The organism is Streptomyces sp. TP-A0356 (assembly GCF_001417775.1).
GTDB lineage: Bacteria > Actinomycetota > Actinomycetes > Streptomycetales > Streptomycetaceae > Streptomyces.
Genome location: NZ_BBZJ01000014.1, coordinates 492,997 through 513,869, shown reverse-complemented (window position 1 = coordinate 513,869; position 20,873 = coordinate 492,997). Strand labels below are relative to the sequence as shown.

Below are 20,873 nucleotides of genomic sequence, written 5' to 3'. Positions count from 1 at the left end.
TCTCATAACCACCTCACCCTGAACTGCCCAAAGATGGCGTGAAGTTGTACTGTTTGGCCGTGGAGCCGGAACATGCCCCCGTCAATGGGCGGAACAGGTCACCACGGCCACAGAAGTCCCACCACGACGTGGCCGACGAGCTGCGCAGCCGGATCCGTTCCGGAGTGCTGCGGCCGGGTCAGCGGATGCCCACGCAGGCCAAGCTGGCGGACGAGTTCGGCGTCGAGCGGGGCGCCGTACGCCAGGCACTGCGGATCCTGCAGTCGGAGCGTCTGCTCACCAATGTGTCCAAGGGCAGCCCGGCGACCGTCGCGCAGCATGCCGGCGAGGTGCTGGCCGGGCCCGAAGCCCCGCCCCAGCCCACGATGGTGGCCCTGGCCCCACGGATATCCGCCGCCTTCGCGGCCCCGCACGTGGAGATCGACGCCCTCTGCCTGACATCGGTGTCGCTGACCCTCGCCATGGGTGAGCCGTTGCGCGAGATTCACGCGGGGCGCATAGAACCGGCCAGGGTGGATGTGCGGGTCCTGCTGCCGAGCGGCGGGATCGACCTGGCCTTCCCCACGCCGGTGGAGGGCACGGACGACGACCGGCTGCACCGGCGCTGGCTGGCGCAGCGCAACGCCCAGGGCCAGGTCCTCAGGCACAACCTGCTGGCGCTGCGCGGCACACACGGCATCGACGTCCACGTATCCTTCCGCGCGCTGCCGTTCACTCCTCCCGTGAAGCTGTACCTGCTCAACGGCTCGGAGGCGCTGTTCGCCTACTACACGCTGACGCGCCGGGGCGAGGAGATCGACCACGAGTACCTGGAGATGTACGACGCACAGGGCACGCAGTCCATGCTGTTCCCCTTCGCGCAGGGGGCGGGCCTGAGGGACACGACCTTCGTGGAGCAGTCGCACCTGTGGTTCAACGCACTGTGGGAGACCATCAGTTCGGACCTGGAGTTCGGGACCTGACCGGTCCGCCCGTGGACCTGAGCGGTCCTCTTCCGGGTCCGACCGGTCTCCCGTAGGGCCTGGTCAGAGGGCGGGCTGGGCGACCATCAGGGCGAGCACGACGGCCCCGATGGAGCTGCAGGCGGGGCTCTTGGCCTTGATGCCGATGGTGATCAGCAGCAGACCGACGATGCCCATGGTGCCGTACTTCCACTGGACGAACTGCTCGAAGCCGACGACGAAGACTGCGGAGAGGAGGGCTATGGCGGGCACGGTGGCACCTCTTTCCATCGGGGCGGATCCCGGGGATCCGGTGGGCGGGACAGGGGGGAATGAGCCGTCTGCATGGGGTGACTACCTGCGGATGGTGTGCGAGAGGAGGCAAACCCTCCACCAACTCTTCCAAGTTGGCAACCAACTTCATTGTAGTTATCCCCAGTTGGTCCCTGCTTATAAACAACCCTCAAACAACTCCACATAGATGGAGGTGGGTTGTAGCGTTTGGTCGTGGCTCAGGAGAACGTCGCAGTGAACGGCAGCAGAAGGCTCTCGCCCCAGGAGATCGCCGACACGTTGCGCGCCCGCATCCGCGCCGGTGACCTGAAGACGGGCGACCGCCTGCCGACCCAGGCCGAGCTGGCGGAGGAGTTCGGGGTGGAGCGGGGCACGGTCCGCCAGGCCCTGCGCGTCCTTCAGGAAGACGGCCTGCTCAGCAACGTCAGCAAGGGCAGCCCGCCCAGGGTCGCCGAACCCCAGCCGGTCAGGGACGAGCCGCAGCCGACGATGGTCGGACTGGCGCCGAGGCTCGCGGAGGCGTTCGCGGCCCCCCAGGTTCGTGTCGACGCGGCCTGTCTGACTGCTGAAACGCTCATGCTGGCGCTGGGGGAACCGGTGCGGCTGATCCACGAGGGCCGTATCCGCCCCCAGTCGATCGACGTACGGATCCTGCTGCCCTCGCGGGAGATCAACCTGGCGTTCCCGATCTCGGTCGACAGCCCCGGCGACGAGGACCCGGTCCACCGGCGCTGGCTCGAACAGCGCAACGCCCAGGGCCACGTCCTGCGCCACAACCTCCTGGCCCTGCGCTCGTCGCACAACATCGATGTCCGTGTGACGTTCCGCGCACTGCCCTTCACACCGCCCGTGAAGCTCTACCTCCTCAACGGCTCCGAGGCCCTGATCGCGTACTACATGCTCACGAAGCGGGAGGAGGAGGTGGAGAGCCGGACCCTGGAGATGTACGACACCCTCGGCTCCAAGTCCCTCCTCTTCTCCTTCGAGCGCCGGGCGGGCCGGCGTGAGGCGGCGTTCGTGGAGCAATCGCAGAAGTGGTTCGACGCCCTCTGGGAAACCATCACCACGGACCTGACACTCTCCTAGTGACTTCTGATACGACGCAGACTGATCCGGTAACGGAAGAGACGGAAAGACTGCGCGAACTGATCACGGGTGCGCGCTTCGTCCTCTTCGACTTCGACGGGCCGATCTGCCGGTTGTTCGCCGGCTACTCGGCGGAGGAGATCGCCCGGGAGCTGGTGGAGTGGCTGGAGCGGCAGGGGCTGCTCTGGCTGCTGACCGATGACGAGAAGGTGCACCCCGATCCGCAGGTCGTCCTGCTCGCGGTCAACCAGCGGCACCCGGGGAGCGATCTGGTGGCCGAGCTGGAGGAGATGCTCACCCAGCAGGAGCTGCGAGCCGTCCCCACGGCACAGCCCACCGCCTACGCGGATCCGCTGATCCGCACCTGGACCGCCCTCGGCGCGCGGCTCGCCGTCACCACCAACAACTCGGCGCGCACGGTCGCCGAGTATCTGGCGGTCCGGGGAACCGCCGAGTGTTTCGCGCCGCACATCTACGGCCGCACGCGCGAACTCCACCAGCAGAAGCCCGACCCGTACCACCTCAACCGGGCCCTGCAGGCCATGGGCGCGGCCTCCGGGACGGCCCTGATGATCGGGGACGCCCCGTCGGACCTCAGGGCCGCCGAGCAGGCCGGTGTGCCGTTCCTCGGCTACGCGCGCGACGAGGACAGGGCGAATCTCCTGCGCGACGCGGGCGCCGAGGTGGTCGTACGGTCGCTGGAGGCGGTGCTGCGGACGCTGCGGGGCCACGTCTGAACCGGCATGACGCCCCATATGGGGGCGTGCGCCCGCCTGTTCCATCCCCCGGGCAGGGGAGCGACACGGGGAAAGAGCCCTCTCCGGCGCCGCGTCCGTCCGCCGGGAGGTAGCGTGCTGCACTTCCGCACCATGGGTGCGCTCTCATGCCAGGGAACGAACGATGCCAGCCGAACGTGTCTCCTCTCCCGCGCGGGCACGCGCCGCCGCGATGAGTGGCGACCCGAGTGCGGTCGAGGGGCCGCTCGCGGGCTACCACCACGAGACGTATGTGATCCCGTTGCCCGCCGAGGTCGTCGGCCCGCATCGGGTCCGGGGCAAGTGCCGGGAGCCGCGGAGCGGTCTGCTCTGGTTCGACCGCCGGTGCTTCGCCTCGGAGGAGACGCTGCTCGCGGCTCTCCAGGGCCGTGTCACACGCGTCCCCGACCTCATCGAGGTGAGCGAGGACGTGCGGCTGCAGAGGTTCATCGAGGGCCGGACGCTGGGTTCTCTGTATGCCTCGGGCGAGGAGATTCCCGACGGCGTCGCCGACCAGATCCTTGACCTGTTCCGGCAGATGGCCCGGGTGACACCGGACTCGCTCGACGTCGAGCGCGAGTGCAGCCCGCGGGACCGGTCCGCCGAGGGGGACACCGCGGGCTTCCTGGACCGCCTGATCTGTTTCGCCGAGGAGCGCGTGTACCAGGAGAACCTGAAGAGGTTTCCCGGTCTGTTCTCCTCCCTGGGGCTGGACGGGGACTCCTTCAAGAAGCTCCGTAAGCAGGTCGCGGGCCTGAGCGAGCGGCCCTTCTGTCTGTTGCACGCCGATCTGCACCGGGAGAACTTCGTCGTCGACGGCCGGGGCCGGCTGTGGGCCATCGACTGGGAGTTGGCCCTGTTCGGTGACCCTCTCTACGACCTGGCCACCCATCTGTATCTGATGCGGTACCCCAAGGCGCAGCACGAGCTGATGGTGAAGCGGTGGTGCGCGGCGATGGAGGAGGAGAGGGCCGGAAGCTCGAACGGCTGGGAGGAGGACCTCCCGAGACTGCTCGACTTCAAACGGGCCCAGTCCGTGTTCACCGACATCGTCCGGGCGACCCAGTTCCTCGACTCCCGACCGGAGTCCGGCGCGTCCGCCCTGGCGGAGGAGGCCGGGAAGGTGCGGCGGGTGCTGGCCGCCGCCGCGGAGCCGCTGGGCCTGGACACCGTTCCCGCCCTGGGCGATGTCAGGTCGGCGCTCGGCCGATGGGGGCGAACGGGCCAGGGCCCCGGGGAGTGAGGCCCGTCGGCGCCGGCGATTCAGGGCCGCGGCAGCGGTTCGGTCCCTCACCTACGCAGCCGGCATCCCGGGCTCGTGCCCTGGCCCGCCCGCTCCTCACCCGCAGGCCGGGCACGCGACGCGGTCACGGCTCAAGGCCGACCCGGCAGTCATGGGACAGACGTGGTGGGGTACGCGAGTCGGTGGGCAACGGACCCGTCACCCGTCTGCCCGGTGGTGTCTCACCCCCTTCCGGTACGCCATCGGTGTGGGATGGGCCTCGGCGTGCGACCTCCCCCGCGTGGCGTGGCGCACTTTTGCAAGCACGTGCTTGCAATTGTTAGCGCCCTTGGGGCAAGGTGGAGGCATGGCATCGCTCAACGTCGGCAACCTCGGTGAGTATCTGCGCGAACAGCGGCGCAATGCGCAGCTGTCGCTCAGGCAGCTCGCCGACGCCGCCGGGGTGTCCAATCCGTATCTGAGCCAGATCGAGCGCGGGCTGCGCAAGCCGAGTGCGGAGGTGCTGCAGCAGGTCGCAAAGGCGCTGCGGATCTCCGCCGAGACGCTGTACGTGCGGGCCGGCATCCTCGACGCCGAGCGGGACCGGGACGAGGTGGAGACGCGTGCCGTCATCCTCGCCGATCCCACGCTCACCGAGCGGCAGAAGCAGGTGCTGCTCCAGATCTACGAGTCGTTCCGCAAGGAGAACGGCTTCGAGATCGCCCGGGCGGACACGGCGGACCAGGACGGCCGGGCGGCTCGGGAGGCCCGGGACACGGACGACGCCCAGGACACCGACGCCCCCGGCCCCCGCACGGTCGACGGCGCCGATGCCGGTCCGCAGCAGACCGCCAGTTGACCCAGACGACCGGAACCACCCACCCAGCCGGGACGACCGGACAGCGTCCCGCGGACCACCCAACCCTCAGTCGAAAGCCGAACCGGGAGGATCATCTCCATGGCCATCACCGACGACCTGCGCAAGACCCTCAGCGACCCGACCCCGCTCTACTTCGCCGCCGGCACCGCCGACCTGGCCCTTCAGCAGGCCAGGAAGGTGCCCGGCCTGGTGGAGCAGCTGCGCGCCGAGGCCCCGGCCCGTATCGGGGCCGTACGCAACACCGACCCGAAGGCCGTCCAGGAGAAGGCCGCGGCCCGCGCCAAGGAGGCGGGCGCCCGCGTCAAGGAGACGCAGGTGAACCTCCAGACGAAGGTCAACGAGTTCCTCAGCGGCCTGGACTCCGACCTCAAGAAGTTCGGCAGCAGCCTCGACGCCGACCTGAAGAAGCTCGGCGAGAGCGCCCAGGACCTCGCCCTGCGCGGTGTCGGCGTCGCCGCCGAGTACGCGGTCAAGGCCCGCGAGACCTACGAGAAGGTGGCCGAGCACGGCGAGCAGGCCGTGAAGACCTGGCGTGGCGAGGCCGCCGAGGAGATCGAGGAACTGGCCGTCGCCGTCGAGGGCAAGCCGGAGCCCGTCGAGGTCAAGGACGAGCCGAAGCCGGCCGAGGCCGGGGTCGAGGCGGAGCCCGCCGACGCCAAGAAGAGCCCGGTGAAGAAGGCGACCCCGCCCGCGCGCAAGCCGGTGGCGAAGAAGACCACGCCGCCGGCCAAGTAGGCACGGCGTCCGGCGACGGGCGGTCCGGCGACGGGCGGTCCGGCGACGGGCGGTCCGACGACCTGGTACGGGCCGGGCACTCTGGGAGTGCCCGGCCCGTTCTTACGGATACACGGCGGCCGGACACGGGTACGGTTGCCGTAGAAACGACTCGACTCGGGTGGTGGGCATTGTGCTGATGACGGCATTCGGCGGCCTGATGTGGCTGCTCTTCACCGCCATGCTGGTGCTCGCCGTGGTGGCACTGGCCATGGCCGCGCTGTACCGCGTGGACGCGTATCGCGCCGCCGACAAGCAGAACAAGGGCTTCTGGCTGATCATCCTCGGCCTCGCGGTCGCGGTGAACCTGTTCGTGCCGATGCTCTTCCTGCAGCTCGCGGGCCTCGTCGCCACGATCGTCTTCTTCGTGGACGTCCGGCCCGCGCTCAAGCAGGTCTCGGGCGGCGGCTGGGGCCGTCGCCGCCGCGGAAGCAGCAGCGACGGGCCGTACGGTCCCTACAACGGCGGACGGTAGACCGCGCCCCCCGGGTCCGGGCCGTCAGCCCGGCCCGGGCGGTACGGCGGCGGCCGTCCGAGGGTCGCCGCCGTCAGACGCCGCTCAGGCCCCGCGGTCGAGCAGGACCACCGCCACGTCGTCCGTCAGCTCGCCGCCGTTGAGGTCGCGGACCTCGCTCACCGTGGCGCGCAGCAGGTCCTCGCCGGTCAGGCCCGCGGCCAGCCGACGGCGGACCAGCTCCACCATGCCGTCCTGACCCAGGCGCTCCCCGCTCTCTCCGACGCGGCCCTCGATCAGGCCGTCGGTGTAGAGCATCAGGCTCCAGGCGGGGCCCAGCTCGACCTGCATGCGCGGCCAGCGGGCGCGCGGCAGCAGTCCGAGCGCCGGGCCGTTGTTGTCGTACGGCAGCAGCTCGGCCGGGCGGTCCGGGCGGGCGATCAGCGGAGCCGGGTGACCGGCCAGACACAGTCCGGCGCGGCGGCCGTCCGGCGCGATGTCCACCGTGCACAGCGTCGCGAAGGTCTCGTCGTTGTCCCGTTCGTGCTCCAGGACCTGCTGGAGCGTGGAGAGCAGCTCGTCACCGCACAGGCCCGCCAGCGTCAGGGCGCGCCAGGCGATGCGCAGCTCCACGCCGAGCGCGGCCTCGTCCGGACCGTGCCCGCAGACGTCGCCGATCATCGCGTGCACCGTGCCGTCCGGTGTACGGACCGTGTCGTAGAAGTCGCCGCCGAGCAGCGCACGCGAGCGGCCGGGGCGGTACCGGGCGGCGAAGCGCAGCGAAGAGCCCTCCAACAGGGGAGTGGGCAGCAGACCGCGCTCCAGACGCGCGTTCTCCTGCGCCCGCAGCCGGGACTCGGTCAGCCGCCGCTCGGCCGTGTCGGACCGCTTGCGCTCGACCGCGTAGCGGATCGCGCGGCTCAGCAGCCGTCCGTCCAGCTCGTCACGGAACAGATAGTCCTGGGCGCCCACGCGCACCGCCTCGGCGCCGCGCTCGGCGTCGCCGGACGCGGTGAGCGCGAGGACGGCATGGCGGGGCGCGAGCTGCAGCACGTGCCGCAGCACGGCGAGCTCGTCGTCATCCTCCTCGTCGGCGGCCCGGCCGGGGGCGGGCAGCGCGAGGTCCAGCAGGATGCAGTGGACGTCGTCGGTGAGCAGCCGCTCGGCCTCGGTGAGGTTACGGGCGGTGCGCAGCCGTATGGGCCGGCCCGCCGCGTCGAGCATCTCGGGCACGATCGGCGAACCGGCGGGGTCGTCCTCGATCACCAGCAGGGTGAGCGTGTCGGTCGGGGGCTTGCTACGGGCGGCCGGCCCCTGTGCGGCCTGGGTCCTGGGCAGGGACGTGGCTTGAGCCTGACCACTCTCCGCGGCCGGGATCGCCCTCTGCCGCGGTACGGGTACGGGCATCGTGTCGGGTTCCTTCCCTCCCCCCGAGGGCATGGCGGGGACGAGGGACCTCGCCCCACCGACTGGGGACCATAGCGGTAGCCGAGGCCGCAGCGGAATGCCCTTCGCGGTGATGCGGGGCAACCGGCCAGCGTCATATGCCGCATCCCCTACCGCAGTTGGACATGCGGGGACCCACCGGGGATGACGAACGTCACGTCGGGCGGGGGTTTGATGCGGCGGTGGCGTGCGCCCCGTCACATGGACCAGGTCACGTGGGGCACATCACTCGGCCGGACGTGCGGCACATCACCCGGTGCGTGGGTTCAGGCGTCCGGGCGTACGACCCCCAGGATCGGCATCGAGCCCGCGCCCGCGATGGTGACCATGCGGCCCGGGCGCGGGGCGTGGATGATCGCGCCGTCGCCGACGTACATCGCCACATGGCTCGCGTCACCGAAGTAGATGATCAGGTCGCCGGGACGCATGTCCTTGACGTCGACGTGCCTGAGCTGTTTCCACTGCTCCTGCGAGGTGCGCGGGATGGCGGTACCGGCCGCCGCCCAGGCCTGGGACGTCAGCCCCGAGCAGTCGTACGAGTTCGGGCCCTCGGCGCCCCACACATACGGTTTGCCGATCTGGTGGGTCGCGAACGCCACGGCCTTCGCGCCCTCTTCGGACGCCTTGCCGCGGATCTCCTTGAGTATCCCGGAGTCCAGCCAGGCCGTCTGCGCCTTGTATGCGGCCTGTTCCTCCAGCTTCCGCAGCCGCTCCTGCTCCTGCTTCTTCAGCTGGGACTGCAGCTTCTCCGCGGCGGCGATCTGCTTCTCGATCTCCTTCTTGGCCTCGGCCTTGGCCCGGCGGTTGGCGTCGAGCCGCTTCCACTGGTCGGCGGCGTCCCGTGCGTACTGCCTCAAGTCCTCCTGGGTGCGCGTCATCTCGGCGAGGAGGCCCTCGGTCGCGTGCTCGCCCTGGCGGGCGATGCCCGCCTCGTCGAGGAACTCCTGCGGGTTGTCGCTCAGCCAGAGCCGGACCTCGGGCGGCAGGCCCCCGCCGCGGTACTGGGCGCGGGCCGCGGCGCCCGCGCGGTCCTTCAACAGGGCCAGTCTCTCCTGGCCCTTGACGATCTCCCGAGCCAACTCGACGATCTGCGCCGACTGCTTCTTGGTCGTCTCCTCGGCCGCGTTGTACGCGTCGGTGGCCACGGCGGCGTCGTGGTAGAGCGTGTCCAGCTTCCTGCGGACCGCTTCGAGGTCCTTGCCGGGCGCCGGGGCCGAACCGCCGGGAGCGGGTGCCGGGGCCGGCCGGCCCGGGGTCGCGCGGGCCGCGCCCGATGTGCCCAGAACGGTGACCGCACACACCAGGGCGATGGCCGCCGTGGTCAGGGTCCACTTGCCGGATCCCATAATTCGCCCCCAAACCTGATTAACCGTCAGTAACTTTCGGACGCGTGGGGATCGTGCCATGCCGATGGGCAAAGTGACAGAGGCGGGACTTTGCCGCGCGGAAAACTCCCTCTCCTGCCGCACCTCGTACGACGATCTCCCACCCCACTGCCCGCCCTCGTCAGATCATCTCCCCGCGGATGTGACGAAGGACCCGGGGAGATCGTTCCCCACCGTTCGAGCCGATTGCCGACCGAGCCGACCGAGTTGATCGGGCCCCTCAACTGGACGGGCAGATCGGGCCGATCGAGCTGAGCAGGCCGATCGAGCTGGTCAAGTCGATGGCCGGAGCGGGCAGATCGGGCAGATCAAGCCGGTCGGGCCGAGCCGGTCAGGCCGTTCGGCCGATCGACGGACCAGCCGGATCCGCTGACCAGGCCGATGGGCACGTCGCGCCGGTCAGCCCCGGGGCGCCAACGCCCCCCACATGACGGTGACTTCCCCCTGGCGCCAGCGCGTCGGGCCGTCGGTGACCGGCCAGTCCGCCTTCAGCCGGCGGACCGTGCGTATCCAGCGCTGGCGCGCGCCGTACGAGGCGTAGGGCGCGGCGGCGGCCCAGGCGCGGTCGAAGTCGCGCAGGAACGCGTGCACGGGCTCGCCCGGGACGTTGCGGTGGATGAGCGCCTTCGGGAGGCGCTCAGCCAGGTCGGAGGGGCGGTCCAGGGAGCCGAGTCGGGTGGCGAAGGTGACCGTGCGCGGGCCCTCGGGGCCGAGGGCCACCCACACATGGCGGCGGCCTATCTCGTCGCACGTGCCCTCGACCAGCAGCCCGCCGCGCGAGCCGGCCGCCGGATCGCCGGGGGCGAGCCGGGCACACAGTCGCTCCCAGACGGCGGCGACCTCGCCCTCCTCGTACTGCCGCAGGACGTTCGCGGCGCGGATGAGGGTCGGGCGGCCCTGGACGGGCACCTCGAAGCCGCCGTGCCGGAAGACCAGGCCCTCGCGGGTGTACGGCTGCGCGGCCGTGACCCGGGCGGGCTCGATCTCGACGCCGACCACGCGGGTGCGGGGCGCGGCGGTGCGCAGGCGCCGCAGCAGTTCGACGGCGGTCCAGGGGGCGGCCCCGTACCCGAGGTCGACGGCCACGGGGTCCGCCGTGCGGCGGAGCTCCGCACCGTGGACCGCGGCGATCCAGCGGTCCATACGGCGCAGCCGATTCGGATTGGTGGTCCCGCGCGTCACCGTACCCACGGGGCGGGACGCTGCGCGGGTTGACATGCGTACGAGAGTAAGCGGCCGGGGAGGTGGCCCGTCCCGGCCTGTGGACAACTCGGCGGCGGGGGTACCCGAGCTCGGAACGCGGCACCACAGCCTCGAACGGTTGAGCGATGTGGGGCAATGATTCGGCAAAGCCGCCGCCGCGGGAAATGGACCACCCCTGCTCCGGCGTTCGCACCTCTTGGAGGTTGTCCGCACCCTCCCGCAAGGCATGCCCGCATCAAGGAGGAACGCCACGTGAGCCACTACGTCGGCAGGCTCGGGCGTCGCTCCTCGGCGGCTCCCTCGCGGCTCCGGCTGCCGCACCGCAGGCCCCGCCGCGTCGCCATGCTCTCCGTGCACACCTCACCGCTCCACCAACCCGGCACGGGCGACGCCGGCGGGATGAACGTCTACATCGTGGAGCTGGCCCAGCGCCTCGCCGCGATCAACATCGAGGTGGAGATCTTCACCCGGGCCACCACGGCCGCCCTCCCGCCCACCGTCGAGCTCGCCCCCGGCGTCCTCGTCCGGCACGTCGACGCGGGCCCGTACGAAGGGCTCGCGAAGGAGGAGCTCCCCGCCCAGCTGTGCGCCTTCACCCATGGGGTGATGCAGGCCTGGGCCGGCCACCGCCCGGGCTACTACGACCTCGTGCACTCCCACTACTGGCTCTCCGGCCACGTCGGCTGGCTCGCCGCCCAGCGCTGGGGCGCCCCTCTGGTGCACGCCATGCACACCATGGCCAAGGTCAAGAACGCCGCCCTCGCCGAGGGCGACACCCCCGAGCCCGCCGCCCGCGTCATCGGCGAGACCCAGATCGTGGCCGCCGCCGACCGGCTCATCGCGAACACCGCCGAGGAGGCCGACGACCTCGTACGGCACTACGCGGCCGACCCCGGCAAGGTGGCCGTCGTCCATCCCGGGGTGAATCTGGAGCGCTTCCGGCCGGCCGACGGCCGTGCCGCCGCCAGGGCCCGGCTCGGGCTTCCCCAGGACGCGCTGATTCCGCTCTTCGCGGGGCGCATACAGCCCCTCAAGGCGCCCGACGTGCTGCTGCGCGCCGTGGCCGTCCTCCTCGACGAGCGCCCCGAACTGCGCTCCCGCATCGTCGTGCCCGTCGTGGGCGGTCCCAGCGGCAGCGGTCTCGCCAAGCCCGAGGGGCTGCAGAAGCTCGCCGCGCGGCTGGGCATCGCGGACGTCGTGCGCTTCCGGCCGCCCGTCGGGCAGGACCAGCTCGCGGACTGGTTCCGCGCCGCATCCGTGCTGGTCATGCCGTCGTACAGCGAGTCCTTCGGACTCGTCGCCATCGAGGCGCAGGCCACGGGCACGCCGGTGCTGGCGGCCGCGGTCGGCGGGCTGCCCGTCGCCGTGCGGGACGGCCACACCGGATTCCTCGTCCGGGGGCACGATCCCGCCGTCTACGCGCGCGTGCTGCGCGATTTCGCCGACGACCCGCATCTCGCCGCCCGCATGGGCGAGGCCGCGGCCCGGCACGCCGAGGCCTTCGGCTGGGAGAACGCGGCCTCCGCGACCGCCGGGGTGTACACGGCGGCCATGCACCACCGGCGCCGGGTGCGCGCCCACCACGGCTGACACCGGTCGCGTACGCTCCCAGCATGTCTGAGGAGCAGCGAGCGGCACGGGTCATCGAAGAGGTCCTCGAGGGCGCCGAACTGGAGTGGGAGAGTCCGGGCGCGGGCTCGTACGTCGTGAAGCTCCCCGGGACGCGCAAGCTCTCGACGACCGTCTCGCTGATCGTCGGCAGGCACTCGCTGTCCCTCAACGCCTTCGTGATCCGGCACCCCGACGAGAACGAGTCGGCGGTGCACCGCTGGCTGCTGGAGCGCAACCTCAAGCTGTACGGGGTGAGTTACGCCGTCGACCCGCTCGGGGACGTCTATCTGACCGGCAGGCTGCCGCTGGCCGCCGTGACCGCGGACGAGGTCGACCGGCTGCTCGGCTCGGTCCTGGAGGCGGCGGACGGCAGTTTCAACACGCTTCTCGAGCTCGGTTTCGCGTCCGCGATCCGCAAGGAGTACGCCTGGCGGGTGTCGCGCGGCGAGTCGACCCGCAACCTGGAGGCGTTCAGTCATCTGACCCAACGCCCCGAGGCCTGACCTCCGGACCGCACCCGCCCATCACCCCCGCCCATCACCCCTGCACGACCCCTTCCCCGGCCCGCGGGCTCCGTGGCATGCTCACCGCCGACGCAGATCTGAACGTCGTTCACATCCATGGAAGCGCACCCCTTGAGAGTCGTCGGGGTCCTGGGAAGGCGGTTCGGGCATGGGCATGGGCATGACGCACGGAGACATCAGCAGACGGGGCCTGCTCGGCGGCGCCGTCGCCGTGGCGGCCGCCACGGCCACCGGTATCGCAACGCCGACCGCCGCATCGGCGCGGCCGCGGGGCGAGGTCCCGCCCCTGTGGCGCGAGTTCGTCCACACCCCCTTCACCCATCCGCAGATTCCGTACGTCGGCCGGGCCGGTTACCGCGGCGGCGCGGCGCGTCTGCCCCGTCGGCCCGTGGTGGCCGACGTGACCGCGTACGGAGCCGTGGCGGACGGCACGACCGACTCCGCCCCCGCGATCAACCGTGCCATCGCTGCCGCCGGAAGGGCCGGCGGTGGCACGGTTCTCGTCCCGCCCGGCACGTTCCGCATCGACGGCCTCATCCGCATCGGGTACGACGACGTCGTCCTACGGGGCGCGGGCAGTGACCGTACGACGCTGTACGCGACGAAGAACCTGACCGAGCTGATCGGCGTCTACGGCTCCCGGTACGGCGGCGACAAGTCCGCCTGGTCCTGGGCGGGCGGCCTCATCTGGCTGGCGCCCACGGCCCGTTGGGACTCCCTGGTCGCGGCCGTCCGGGCGAGGACGTGGCCGTTCGAGGGCTGGACCGGCAACAAGCGTGACGAGTGGGAGACGCTGACCACGGTGTCCCCGGCCGAGCAGGGCTCCTGGACGGTGACGGTCGCCGACGCCCGGCGGCTGAGGGCGGGTCAACTCGTCCTGCTGCGCCTCGCGGACGACGCCGGTCACACCCTCCTGCAGCACATGGCGGGCGGCGGCCCGGGCCCGGAGGCGTACTCCTGGGACGACAAGACGAAGCTGACGTCGTACGTGCCCTATGAGTGGCCCGTGCGCATCGCGCGCGTGGCGGGCCGGAAGGTCACCTTCGAGCGACCCCTGCCGCTCGACGTGCGCCCGGAGTGGGACCCGCGCCTGACGACCCACGTGCGGGCGCTGACCGGTGCCGGTGTGGAGGGCCTGACCCTGCAGGCGATCGAGACCCCGCAGTCCCCGCACCTCCTGGACAAGGGCTACAACGGGGTCGTGTTCCAGTGCGCGTACGACTGCTGGGCCGACGACGTCGTCGTACGGCACGTGGACAACGGCTTCGGCCTGGTCGCCGCATCCTCCTGCACCCTGCGCCGCACCCGCGTGGCGGGCCGGGGCTCGCACCACCCGTACTTCTGCCGGGAGGGCTCGCACGACAACCTGATCGAGGACTTCACCATCGAGCGCCGGACGGTCCCGGCCCCGGCGAACACCCAGCTCCACGGCATCAACGTGGAGGGCCTGTCCTCGTACAACGTCTGGTCGCGCGGCGAGATGCGGATGGGCACCTTCGACTCGCACCGGGGGCTCCCCTTCGCGAACGTCCGCACCGACATCACGGTCGAGAACAACGGCCGCCACGGCGGGGACGCGTCCGCCGGGCCCCTCTTCGGCGCCCGCTTCACTCACTGGAACATCCGTGTGACGAACGGCCGCGCGGGCTTGATGAAGATCAACGGCCTGGCTCCCCGCTCCGCCACCGTCGGTCTGAACGAGGTCACGGAGTTCGACCAGATCGACGTGCCCGACTTCACGGGCGACCTGCACTCACGTCTGGAGCTGTACCGCACGACGGACGTCGTACGGCCACGGAACCTGTACGAGGCGCAGCGGGAACTGTGACGTCGGCGGACCAGCGGACCGCGGACCGGCGGACGGGCGGACGGGCGGACCGCGGACCGGCGGACCGCGGACGGGCGGACGGGCGGACCGCGGACGGGCGGACGGGCGGACCGCGGACCGCGGACCGGCGGACCGCGGACCGGCGGACGGGCGGACCGGCGGACCGCGGCGCCGGGGCGCACGCGCACCCCGCGCCGCCAGCCCCGCTCGCGCCGGAGGCATACCGCCTCAGACCGCGCCGACCCCCGCCTCGGCCGCCTCCACGCTCGCGCCCTGCGCCGTCTCCTCGGCCGGGAGGCGGCGCATCAGCACCCCGAATCCGACCGCGGCCCCCGTGCCGACCGCCGCGCACAGACCCCACAGCCACTTCGCGCCGAGCCGGTCGATGACCAGGCCGGACATCAGCGGGGCGACCAGGGCCGCCGCCGACCAGGACAGCGTGTAGACGCCCTGGTAGCGACCGCGGCCGTGGACGGGGGAGAGCCGCACCACCAGGCCGGTCTGGGTCGGCGCGTTGATCATCTCGCCCAGCGTCCAGACGCACACCGTGAGGACGAAGACGCCCAACGATCCGGCGAAGGCGGTGAGCCCGAAGCCGTATCCGGCGAGCAGGGACGAGACGACCAGCAGCCGCCGTGGGTCTCGGTGCTCGATGAGCCGTGTGAGCGGGATCTGGAGCGCGACGATCAGTACGCCGTTGGCGGCGATCGCCATGCCGTACTCCGCGGGCGCGAACCCGGCCCCGCCCATGGCCACCGGCAGGCCCACGGACCCCTGCTGGAAGACGAGCGCGACGAGGAAGGACAGACCGACCACGCTCATGAATCGGCCGTCGCGCAGGACGGTGCCGAGGCCCACCTCCGGAACGGTCTCCTTCGTGATCCGCTCCGGCCGCGACTCGGGCAGCTTCGCGAAGACGACCACCGCGCAGACCAGCGTCATCCCCGCCTCGATCAGGAACCCGGCGAGATAGCTGAACTCGGCGATGAAGCCCGCGGCCATGGAGGAGACGGCGAAGCCCAGGTTGATCGCCCAGTAGTTGAGGGAGAAGGCGCGCACCCGGTCCTCGGGCCGCACGATGTCGGCCATCATGGCCTGCACGGCGGGGCGGGAGGCGTTCGACGCCATGCCGACGGCGAAGGCGACGGCCGCGATGGCGACCGGGTTCTGCACGAACCCGAGCACGGCGACGGACACGGCGGTGGACGACTGGGCGACCAGCAGGGTCGGCCGCCGCCCCAGCCGGTCGGCCATCACACCACCGCCGAGCGAGGAGACGACACCGCCGAGGCCGTGCAGGGAGGCGACCAGACCGGCGTACGAGGCGGAGTAGCCGCGGTCCAGGGTCAGATACAGCGCCATGAACGTGGCGACGAAGGCCCCCAGCCGGTTGACGAGGGTGCTGGTCCACAGCCACCAGAACTCGCGGGGGAGCCCGGAGACGGTCTCCCGGGTGGCACGTCTGAGACTGGCGACGGACATGGACGGGATCCCCCCACTGATGTAAGCGGCTCAGGCGGCGAGCACAACTTACGGGGCGGGGGCCCCAAGTGGCCACTCAATTAACAGAGGCCGTCAACTGTCCGCCTGCCGGGCGGGCCGCTCGGCGGGTCGAATGCGTGGATTACGCTCTGAGGCATGGCCGACGCACCGTACAAGCTGATCCTCCTCCGCCACGGCGAGAGCGAGTGGAACGCGAAGAACCTGTTCACCGGCTGGGTGGACGTCAACCTGAACGAGAAGGGCGAGAAGGAGGGCGTCCGCGGCGGGGAGCTGCTCAAGGAGGCCGGCCTGCTGCCCGACGTGGTCCACACGTCCCTCCTGAAGCGCGCGATCCGCACGGCGCAGCTCGCGCTGGAGGCGTGCGACCGCCACTGGATCCCGGTCGACCGCTCCTGGCGCCTGAACGAGCGCCACTACGGCGCCCTCCAGGGCAAGGACAAGGCGCAGACCCTCCAGGAGTTCGGCGAGGAGCAGTTCATGCTGTGGCGCCGCTCCTACGACGTCCCGCCGCCGCCGATCGAGGACGACTCGGAGTTCTCCCAGGCGCACGACCCGCGCTACGCCTCCATCCCGCCGGAGCTGCGTCCGCGCACGGAGTGCCTGAAGGACGTCGTCCTCCGCATGCTGCCGTACTGGTACGACAACATCGTCCCGGACCTGCTGACCGGCCGCACGGTCCTGGTCGCGGCCCACGGCAACAGCCTGCGCGCCCTGGTCAAGCACCTCGACGGCATCTCGGACGCCGACATCGCGGGCCTGAACATCCCGACGGGCATCCCGCTCTCCTACGAGCTCGACGCCGACTTCAAGCCGGTCAACCCGGGCGGCACGTACCTCGACCCGGAAGCGGCCGCGGCGGCGATCGAGGCGGTCAAGAACCAGGGCAAGAAGAAGTAGGGTCTGTGATCATGCCCCTCACCTGTGCGTTCGGCGCAGATGAGGGGCATTTTCATGCTCTGCCCACAGCCCTTCACGGGACGCCCACGCCCCGACCGCCGCGTTTTCGCAGGTCAGCGAATTCCGTCGGTTGGCCTACATGCCCCCAGCTGCAAAGCATCGCGCTTCGGCAGCCTGGTCAGCAGGGGACGACCCTCCACACGTGGTACCAGTTCTGCGAGGTGGCGGCGGAGATCGGCGGGAGGCTCTCGTCGATGTAGTTGCCGGACTTTCCGTAGAACTTCGCAACGTGGGTCCCGTACTGGCGGTTCACCCACGATCCGGTACCCGTGTAGTTCATGGCGTAGGAGTGGCAGTAGTACATCGGGTCTTCGCTGCCGGTCCAGCCGTAGCCGCTGAAGGCGCAGAAGTAGCCGTTCTGGGTGTTGGCGTAGGGGTTGCAGATGCTGCTGTAGGCGGGGGCGGTGCTGCCGTGGTCGGTGAAGGTGCGCGGGTGCGCCTCGCCGGGGATGGCGACGCGGATGGTGCGCTTGTCGTCGACCTTGATCTCGTTGAGAGAGATCTGCTTGCCGCCGCTACGCTGGAGGTACTTGGCGACTTCGGCGCGCAGCGCGCCGTCCTGCGCGGGGGTGAGATGCGCGGCGCGGGCCTGGTCGGCGAACGGCTCGGACGGGCTGGCGCTGGCGGTTCCCGCGCTGAGCGAGAGTGTGAACAGTGCAGCGGCTGCGGAAGCGGTGGCTATGTTCCTTATGGTGCGGGTTCGGCCGGCCATGAATGTTTCCCCCTGGTGTGCGGTTGATGGGCCACCGGTGATGCTGGCACCGGTGGCCGGTGGCCGGTGGCGTCGAGGCTGAGTCCCGGCCAGGTCTGACGCCTGGACTGAGGTTCGACCGTCGTGCCTCACGTGACTCACATGGTGATCAATGATCTGACCTGGTTTAAGGGCCTTCCAGCCCTAGATAACGAGTGCTTCGCCCTGACGGCGGTCGTCGCGCGAGCGTAGCGAGCTGCCAAGGGACGCGCGGCCGTAGGCCGTTCGTTCTAGCCCTCTCTCCGCCGGGCGCGCCGGCACCGCTGATGCCCTTGTCGCTTGTCGTGGCAAGACAGGGCCGCACTGCGGGGTGGCCCGGAACAGGCTCTGACCTGCGAGCCGACAAGCGACAAGACAAGCGACAAGCGGATCAGGCCCGTGGGTTAGCCCAGACACGGCGGCGGTCCGCCTTGCGTAGCGGGCGGCGCATCGGGCGGCCGGTCCCGGATTCGGACGCCGACCCTCTCTCGGCGACGCCGCCGAGACATTGGTGGACTTTTGCAGCGCTATCGCCGCTTCCGTCGTTGTCGGCCCGTGTTCAGCCGCATAAGATCCGTTATCGGCCGCATGTCCACTGGAAGGGGCCGCTGGATCGTGACCACGTCGTTCATCGTCGGAGGCAGCGGCGGCCTGGGACGCTTTCTGGCGCAGCGATTCGCCGATCGCGGCGACACCGTCATCATCACCAGCCGCACCATGGAGCGAGCCGAGGCCGCGGCCGCCGACATCGCCGGCACGGTCCGGGGCCTGGCCCTTGACCTGTCGCGGCCGGAGACCATCGACGGAGCGCTCGTCGACGTACGGGAAGTCGACAACCTGGTGATCGGCGCCATGGCAGAGGATTTCACCACTGTCGCGGACTTCGACATCGCCAAGGCCGTCCACGCCGTGACCATCAAACTGGTGGGGTACACGGAGACCGTGCGAGTCCTGCGTGACCGGTTCACCCCAGGCGCGTCGGTCGTACTCTTCGGCGGCCTGGCCAAAGAACGCCCCTACCCCGGCTCCACCATGGTGACCGCCATCAACGCGGGTATCACCGGACTGGTGAGGACCCTCGCAGTGGAGATCGCCCCCCATCGCGTCAACGCCATCCACCCGGGCATGGTGGGCGACCATCCGAGGTGGCGCGACGTGTCCGGCAACCCCCAGGTACCACGTACCCCCATCGGGCGCCTCGTGACGATGGCGGAGGTCGCCGACGCCACCGACTTCCTCCTGCGCAACACGGGCGTCAACGCCCAGGACCTGTTCGTCGACGGCGGAGTGCGCGTCATCTGACACGAGTGCCGTATGTGGTCGCGCCCGCCAAGTCGCAGCGATACGGCGCCGGTTGACGACCTGTACCGTCTGTGGACCACGAAGCGACGGATCGCTGTGCCGGGCCGCTGTGGGCGGTGGGGCGCTCGGTGTGGAACCCAAGTGGCCATCGGCGCCGAGTCAGATGCGGCGCGTTCCACTCTCACGGGCGGCGGCGAAAACCCCCCCGAACCGTTCTTCCGATGTCACAGCGCTGCAACCGGGCGCCGTCTGGGGCGTTCTGCACCCGAGCCGCGCAGGTGAGGTCCCGTCAGGCGTGCCTCCCACCACTGGTGGCGATCCGCAGACACAATGTGGCCGCCTTGTGATCCGCTACGGCCAGGGAGGCCCCGCATCATGACGCACGTCGGGCGGCCGAACGTGAACTCCCCCTCCCGGCGCGGTGTGCTGCGCGCACTGTCGGCCCTCGGAGGGTGCGCCGCAGTGGGGGCTCTGGGTACTGCGGCCCGTGCGGCGACTCCCTTGCCCAGCACCACCGGTGGCTACCCGACGGAGTCGCTCGCGAGGGTCGGGCCACCGGACCAGCAGAAGGCCCAGGAGATTCGGGCCGAGTTCCTCCACGCCTGGAACGGCTACCGGCGCAACGCCTGGGGGCACGACGAACTGCTGCCGGTCTCGGGTCGGTACCGGGAGTTCTTCTCCCGCCGCCACCCCGTGGGGCTGTCCATCGTCGAAGCCCTCGACACCCACTACGTCATGGGGCTGGACGACGAGGTCGCCCGCAGCCTGGACTGGATCAGATCCCGTCTGGACCTGGACGTGGATGCCGACTTCCAGGTCTTCGAAACGATCATCCGTCTGGTGGGCGGTCTGCTGGCCGGCTATCTCGCCACCGGCGAGGCGGAACTGCTCGCCCGGTGCGTGGACCTGGCGGACCGGGTGCTGCCCGCCTTCACCATGTCCCCGACGGGCATGCCCTACCGGCACGTCAACCTGCGTACCGGCGCGGTCTCCGGCGCCGAGGTGCCGCTCGCGGAGATCGGCACCAACATCCTGGAGTGGGGAGTCCTGTCGCGGCTCACCGGCGACTCCCGGTACTACGAGGCTGCCAAGCGCGCGCTCGCGGCGGTGGTGGCGCGGCGCTCCGACCTCGACCTGCTCGGCACCACCATGAACGTGGAGAGCGGCCAGTGGGCCGACGGGGCGGACATCGCCCCCAACCCGCCCACGGACTCCTTCTACGAGTATCTGTGGGGCGGCTGGGCGATGTTCGGCGACGCCGAGTGCCTGAACTGGTTCCGCATCTTCGACGCCTCCCTCAAGAAGCACCTCGCGGAGAGGGTGGGCGGCCTGCTCTGGTTCAAACAGGTCGACCATCGCACCGGAGAGCTGCTCGGCCGGCGCCAGTCCTCCCTCGCCGTTGCCATCCTGCCCGTCGGCGGGGACAACGCCCTGGCCGCGGACTACTTCCGGTCCTGGACGGCCGTCCAGGACACGTACACGGTGATCCCCGAGTTGATCGACTACTCCCGCCTGACGGTCCTGTCGCCGGGCAACGCGCTGCGCCCGGAGTACGCCAACTGCGCCTTCGAGCTGTACGGGCATACCGGGGACCCGTTCTACCGGGACACCGCCTGGCGCTACTTCCAGAACCTGAGGACCCACCACCGGGTCCCCGGCGGCTACACCACCGTCACCGACGTGACGAAGCGCCCCATGGCCAAGGGTGACCACTGCCCGGCGTACGTCTTCGCCGAGAACTTCAAATGGCTCTACCTGACCTTCGCCGACGCTCCGCGCTTCGACTACACCAACGGCTACCTCAGCACCGAGGGGAAGATCCTGCGGGGCCTGCGGCACCCGCAGTGACAGGGGCGCGGACCGGTGGCCGCCTCGCGGCGGGTGGCGGGACAGCCCGCGGGTTCCGCGCCACTCGTGCGGTGACGGTGACGACCGGTTCGCAGGGCAGCGCGAAGGGCCCCGGCGGTGTGCCGGGGCC

General features: G+C 70.7%; 19 protein-coding genes. 13 read left to right on the top strand and 6 right to left on the bottom strand.

From position 1 onward, the window contains the following. Positions 1–53 precede the first annotated feature (53 nt). The gene (locus ASC56_RS08265; RefSeq protein ID WP_079102365.1) at positions 54–962 is read left to right on the top strand and encodes a winged helix-turn-helix domain-containing protein; all 909 of its coding nucleotides are present in this window, start codon (positions 54–56) and stop codon (positions 960–962) included. A 63-nt stretch (positions 963–1,025) separates the two neighbouring features. On the opposite strand, the gene ASC56_RS08260 is transcribed toward ASC56_RS08265, so the two are convergent. After that, on the bottom strand, positions 1,026–1,214 hold the full coding sequence (locus tag ASC56_RS08260) for a hypothetical protein (protein WP_055490568.1): 189 nt from the start codon (positions 1,212–1,214) through the stop codon (positions 1,026–1,028). 228 nt (positions 1,215–1,442) lie between these two features. On the opposite strand from ASC56_RS08260, the gene ASC56_RS08255 reads away from it, so the two are divergent. From ASC56_RS08255 to ASC56_RS08230, 6 genes are all read left to right on the top strand, one after another. Beyond that, on the top strand, positions 1,443–2,321 hold the full coding sequence (locus tag ASC56_RS08255) for a winged helix-turn-helix domain-containing protein (protein WP_055490567.1): 879 nt from the start codon (positions 1,443–1,445) through the stop codon (positions 2,319–2,321). Beyond that, positions 2,321–3,058, top strand: coding sequence for an HAD family hydrolase (locus tag ASC56_RS08250; RefSeq protein ID WP_234376871.1), 738 nt, complete (start codon positions 2,321–2,323; stop codon positions 3,056–3,058). The genes ASC56_RS08255 and ASC56_RS08250 overlap by 1 nt, the downstream gene beginning before the upstream one ends. 163 nt (positions 3,059–3,221) lie before the next feature. Then, complete coding sequence (locus tag ASC56_RS08245) at positions 3,222–4,319, top strand: phosphotransferase (RefSeq protein ID WP_055490565.1); 1,098 nt, start codon at positions 3,222–3,224, stop codon at positions 4,317–4,319. 346 nt (positions 4,320–4,665) lie between these two features. Then, on the top strand, positions 4,666–5,157 hold the full coding sequence (locus tag ASC56_RS08240; RefSeq protein WP_055490564.1) for a helix-turn-helix domain-containing protein: 492 nt from the start codon (positions 4,666–4,668) through the stop codon (positions 5,155–5,157). Between the two features lie 99 nt (positions 5,158–5,256). Continuing rightward, complete coding sequence (locus ASC56_RS08235) at positions 5,257–5,913, top strand: hypothetical protein (protein ID WP_055490563.1); 657 nt, start codon at positions 5,257–5,259, stop codon at positions 5,911–5,913. Positions 5,914–6,085: 172 nt separating this feature from the next. After that, positions 6,086–6,427 carry a DUF2516 family protein gene (locus tag ASC56_RS08230; protein WP_055490659.1) on the top strand — a complete coding sequence of 114 codons (342 nt, stop codon included), beginning with the start codon at positions 6,086–6,088 and terminating at the stop codon, positions 6,425–6,427. Between the two features lie 84 nt (positions 6,428–6,511). Here the strand turns inward: ASC56_RS08230 and ASC56_RS08225 are convergent, their stop codons facing one another. The 3 genes from ASC56_RS08225 to ASC56_RS08215 all read right to left on the bottom strand — a co-directional run bounded on the left by ASC56_RS08225 (position 6,512) and on the right by ASC56_RS08215 (position 10,455). Further along, positions 6,512–7,813, bottom strand: coding sequence for a PP2C family protein-serine/threonine phosphatase (locus ASC56_RS08225; protein ID WP_055490562.1), 1,302 nt, complete (start codon positions 7,811–7,813; stop codon positions 6,512–6,514). A gap of 305 nt (positions 7,814–8,118) precedes the next feature. Then, the gene (locus ASC56_RS08220) at positions 8,119–9,198 is read right to left on the bottom strand and encodes a C40 family peptidase (protein WP_055490561.1); all 1,080 of its coding nucleotides are present in this window, start codon (positions 9,196–9,198) and stop codon (positions 8,119–8,121) included. Between the two features lie 438 nt (positions 9,199–9,636). After that, a complete protein-coding gene (locus ASC56_RS08215) occupies positions 9,637–10,455 on the bottom strand; it encodes a class I SAM-dependent methyltransferase (protein ID WP_199835940.1) in 819 nt (272 codons plus the stop codon). A gap of 237 nt (positions 10,456–10,692) precedes the next feature. On the opposite strand from ASC56_RS08215, the gene mshA reads away from it, so the two are divergent. The 3 genes from mshA (at position 10,693) to ASC56_RS08200 (ending at position 14,403) form a co-directional block, all read left to right on the top strand. After that, positions 10,693–12,030 (top strand): D-inositol-3-phosphate glycosyltransferase, encoded by a 1,338-nt coding sequence (gene mshA, locus ASC56_RS08210; RefSeq protein ID WP_055490559.1) that lies wholly within the window; start codon positions 10,693–10,695, stop codon positions 12,028–12,030. Between the two features lie 23 nt (positions 12,031–12,053). After that, the gene (locus ASC56_RS08205) at positions 12,054–12,554 is read left to right on the top strand and encodes a YbjN domain-containing protein (protein ID WP_055490558.1); all 501 of its coding nucleotides are present in this window, start codon (positions 12,054–12,056) and stop codon (positions 12,552–12,554) included. Between the two features lie 175 nt (positions 12,555–12,729). Further along, positions 12,730–14,403: a glycosyl hydrolase family 28-related protein gene (locus tag ASC56_RS08200; RefSeq protein ID WP_055490658.1), complete on the top strand. Its 1,674-nt coding sequence runs from the start codon at positions 12,730–12,732 to the stop codon at positions 14,401–14,403. 228 nt (positions 14,404–14,631) lie between these two features. Here ASC56_RS08200 and ASC56_RS08195 read toward each other — a convergent pair whose 3' ends face one another. Next, positions 14,632–15,885 carry an MFS transporter gene (locus tag ASC56_RS08195; protein ID WP_055490557.1) on the bottom strand — a complete coding sequence of 418 codons (1,254 nt, stop codon included), beginning with the start codon at positions 15,883–15,885 and terminating at the stop codon, positions 14,632–14,634. A 156-nt stretch (positions 15,886–16,041) separates the two neighbouring features. On the opposite strand from ASC56_RS08195, the gene ASC56_RS08190 reads away from it, so the two are divergent. Continuing rightward, positions 16,042–16,803, top strand: a complete 762-nt coding sequence (locus ASC56_RS08190; RefSeq protein WP_055490556.1) for a phosphoglyceromutase — start codon at positions 16,042–16,044, stop codon at positions 16,801–16,803. 178 nt (positions 16,804–16,981) lie between these two features. On the opposite strand, the gene ASC56_RS08185 is transcribed toward ASC56_RS08190, so the two are convergent. Continuing rightward, positions 16,982–17,575 carry a hypothetical protein gene (locus tag ASC56_RS08185; protein ID WP_055490555.1) on the bottom strand — a complete coding sequence of 198 codons (594 nt, stop codon included), beginning with the start codon at positions 17,573–17,575 and terminating at the stop codon, positions 16,982–16,984. 633 nt (positions 17,576–18,208) lie between these two features. Between ASC56_RS08185 and ASC56_RS08180 the strand changes: the two genes are divergently transcribed. Together ASC56_RS08180 and ASC56_RS08175 are read left to right on the top strand one after the other, a co-directional pair. Then, a complete protein-coding gene (locus ASC56_RS08180; protein ID WP_055490554.1) occupies positions 18,209–18,895 on the top strand; it encodes an SDR family oxidoreductase in 687 nt (228 codons plus the stop codon). A 501-nt stretch (positions 18,896–19,396) separates the two neighbouring features. Beyond that, the gene (locus tag ASC56_RS08175) at positions 19,397–20,743 is read left to right on the top strand and encodes a glycoside hydrolase family 47 protein (protein ID WP_234376870.1); all 1,347 of its coding nucleotides are present in this window, start codon (positions 19,397–19,399) and stop codon (positions 20,741–20,743) included. Positions 20,744–20,873: the final 130 nt, after the last annotated feature.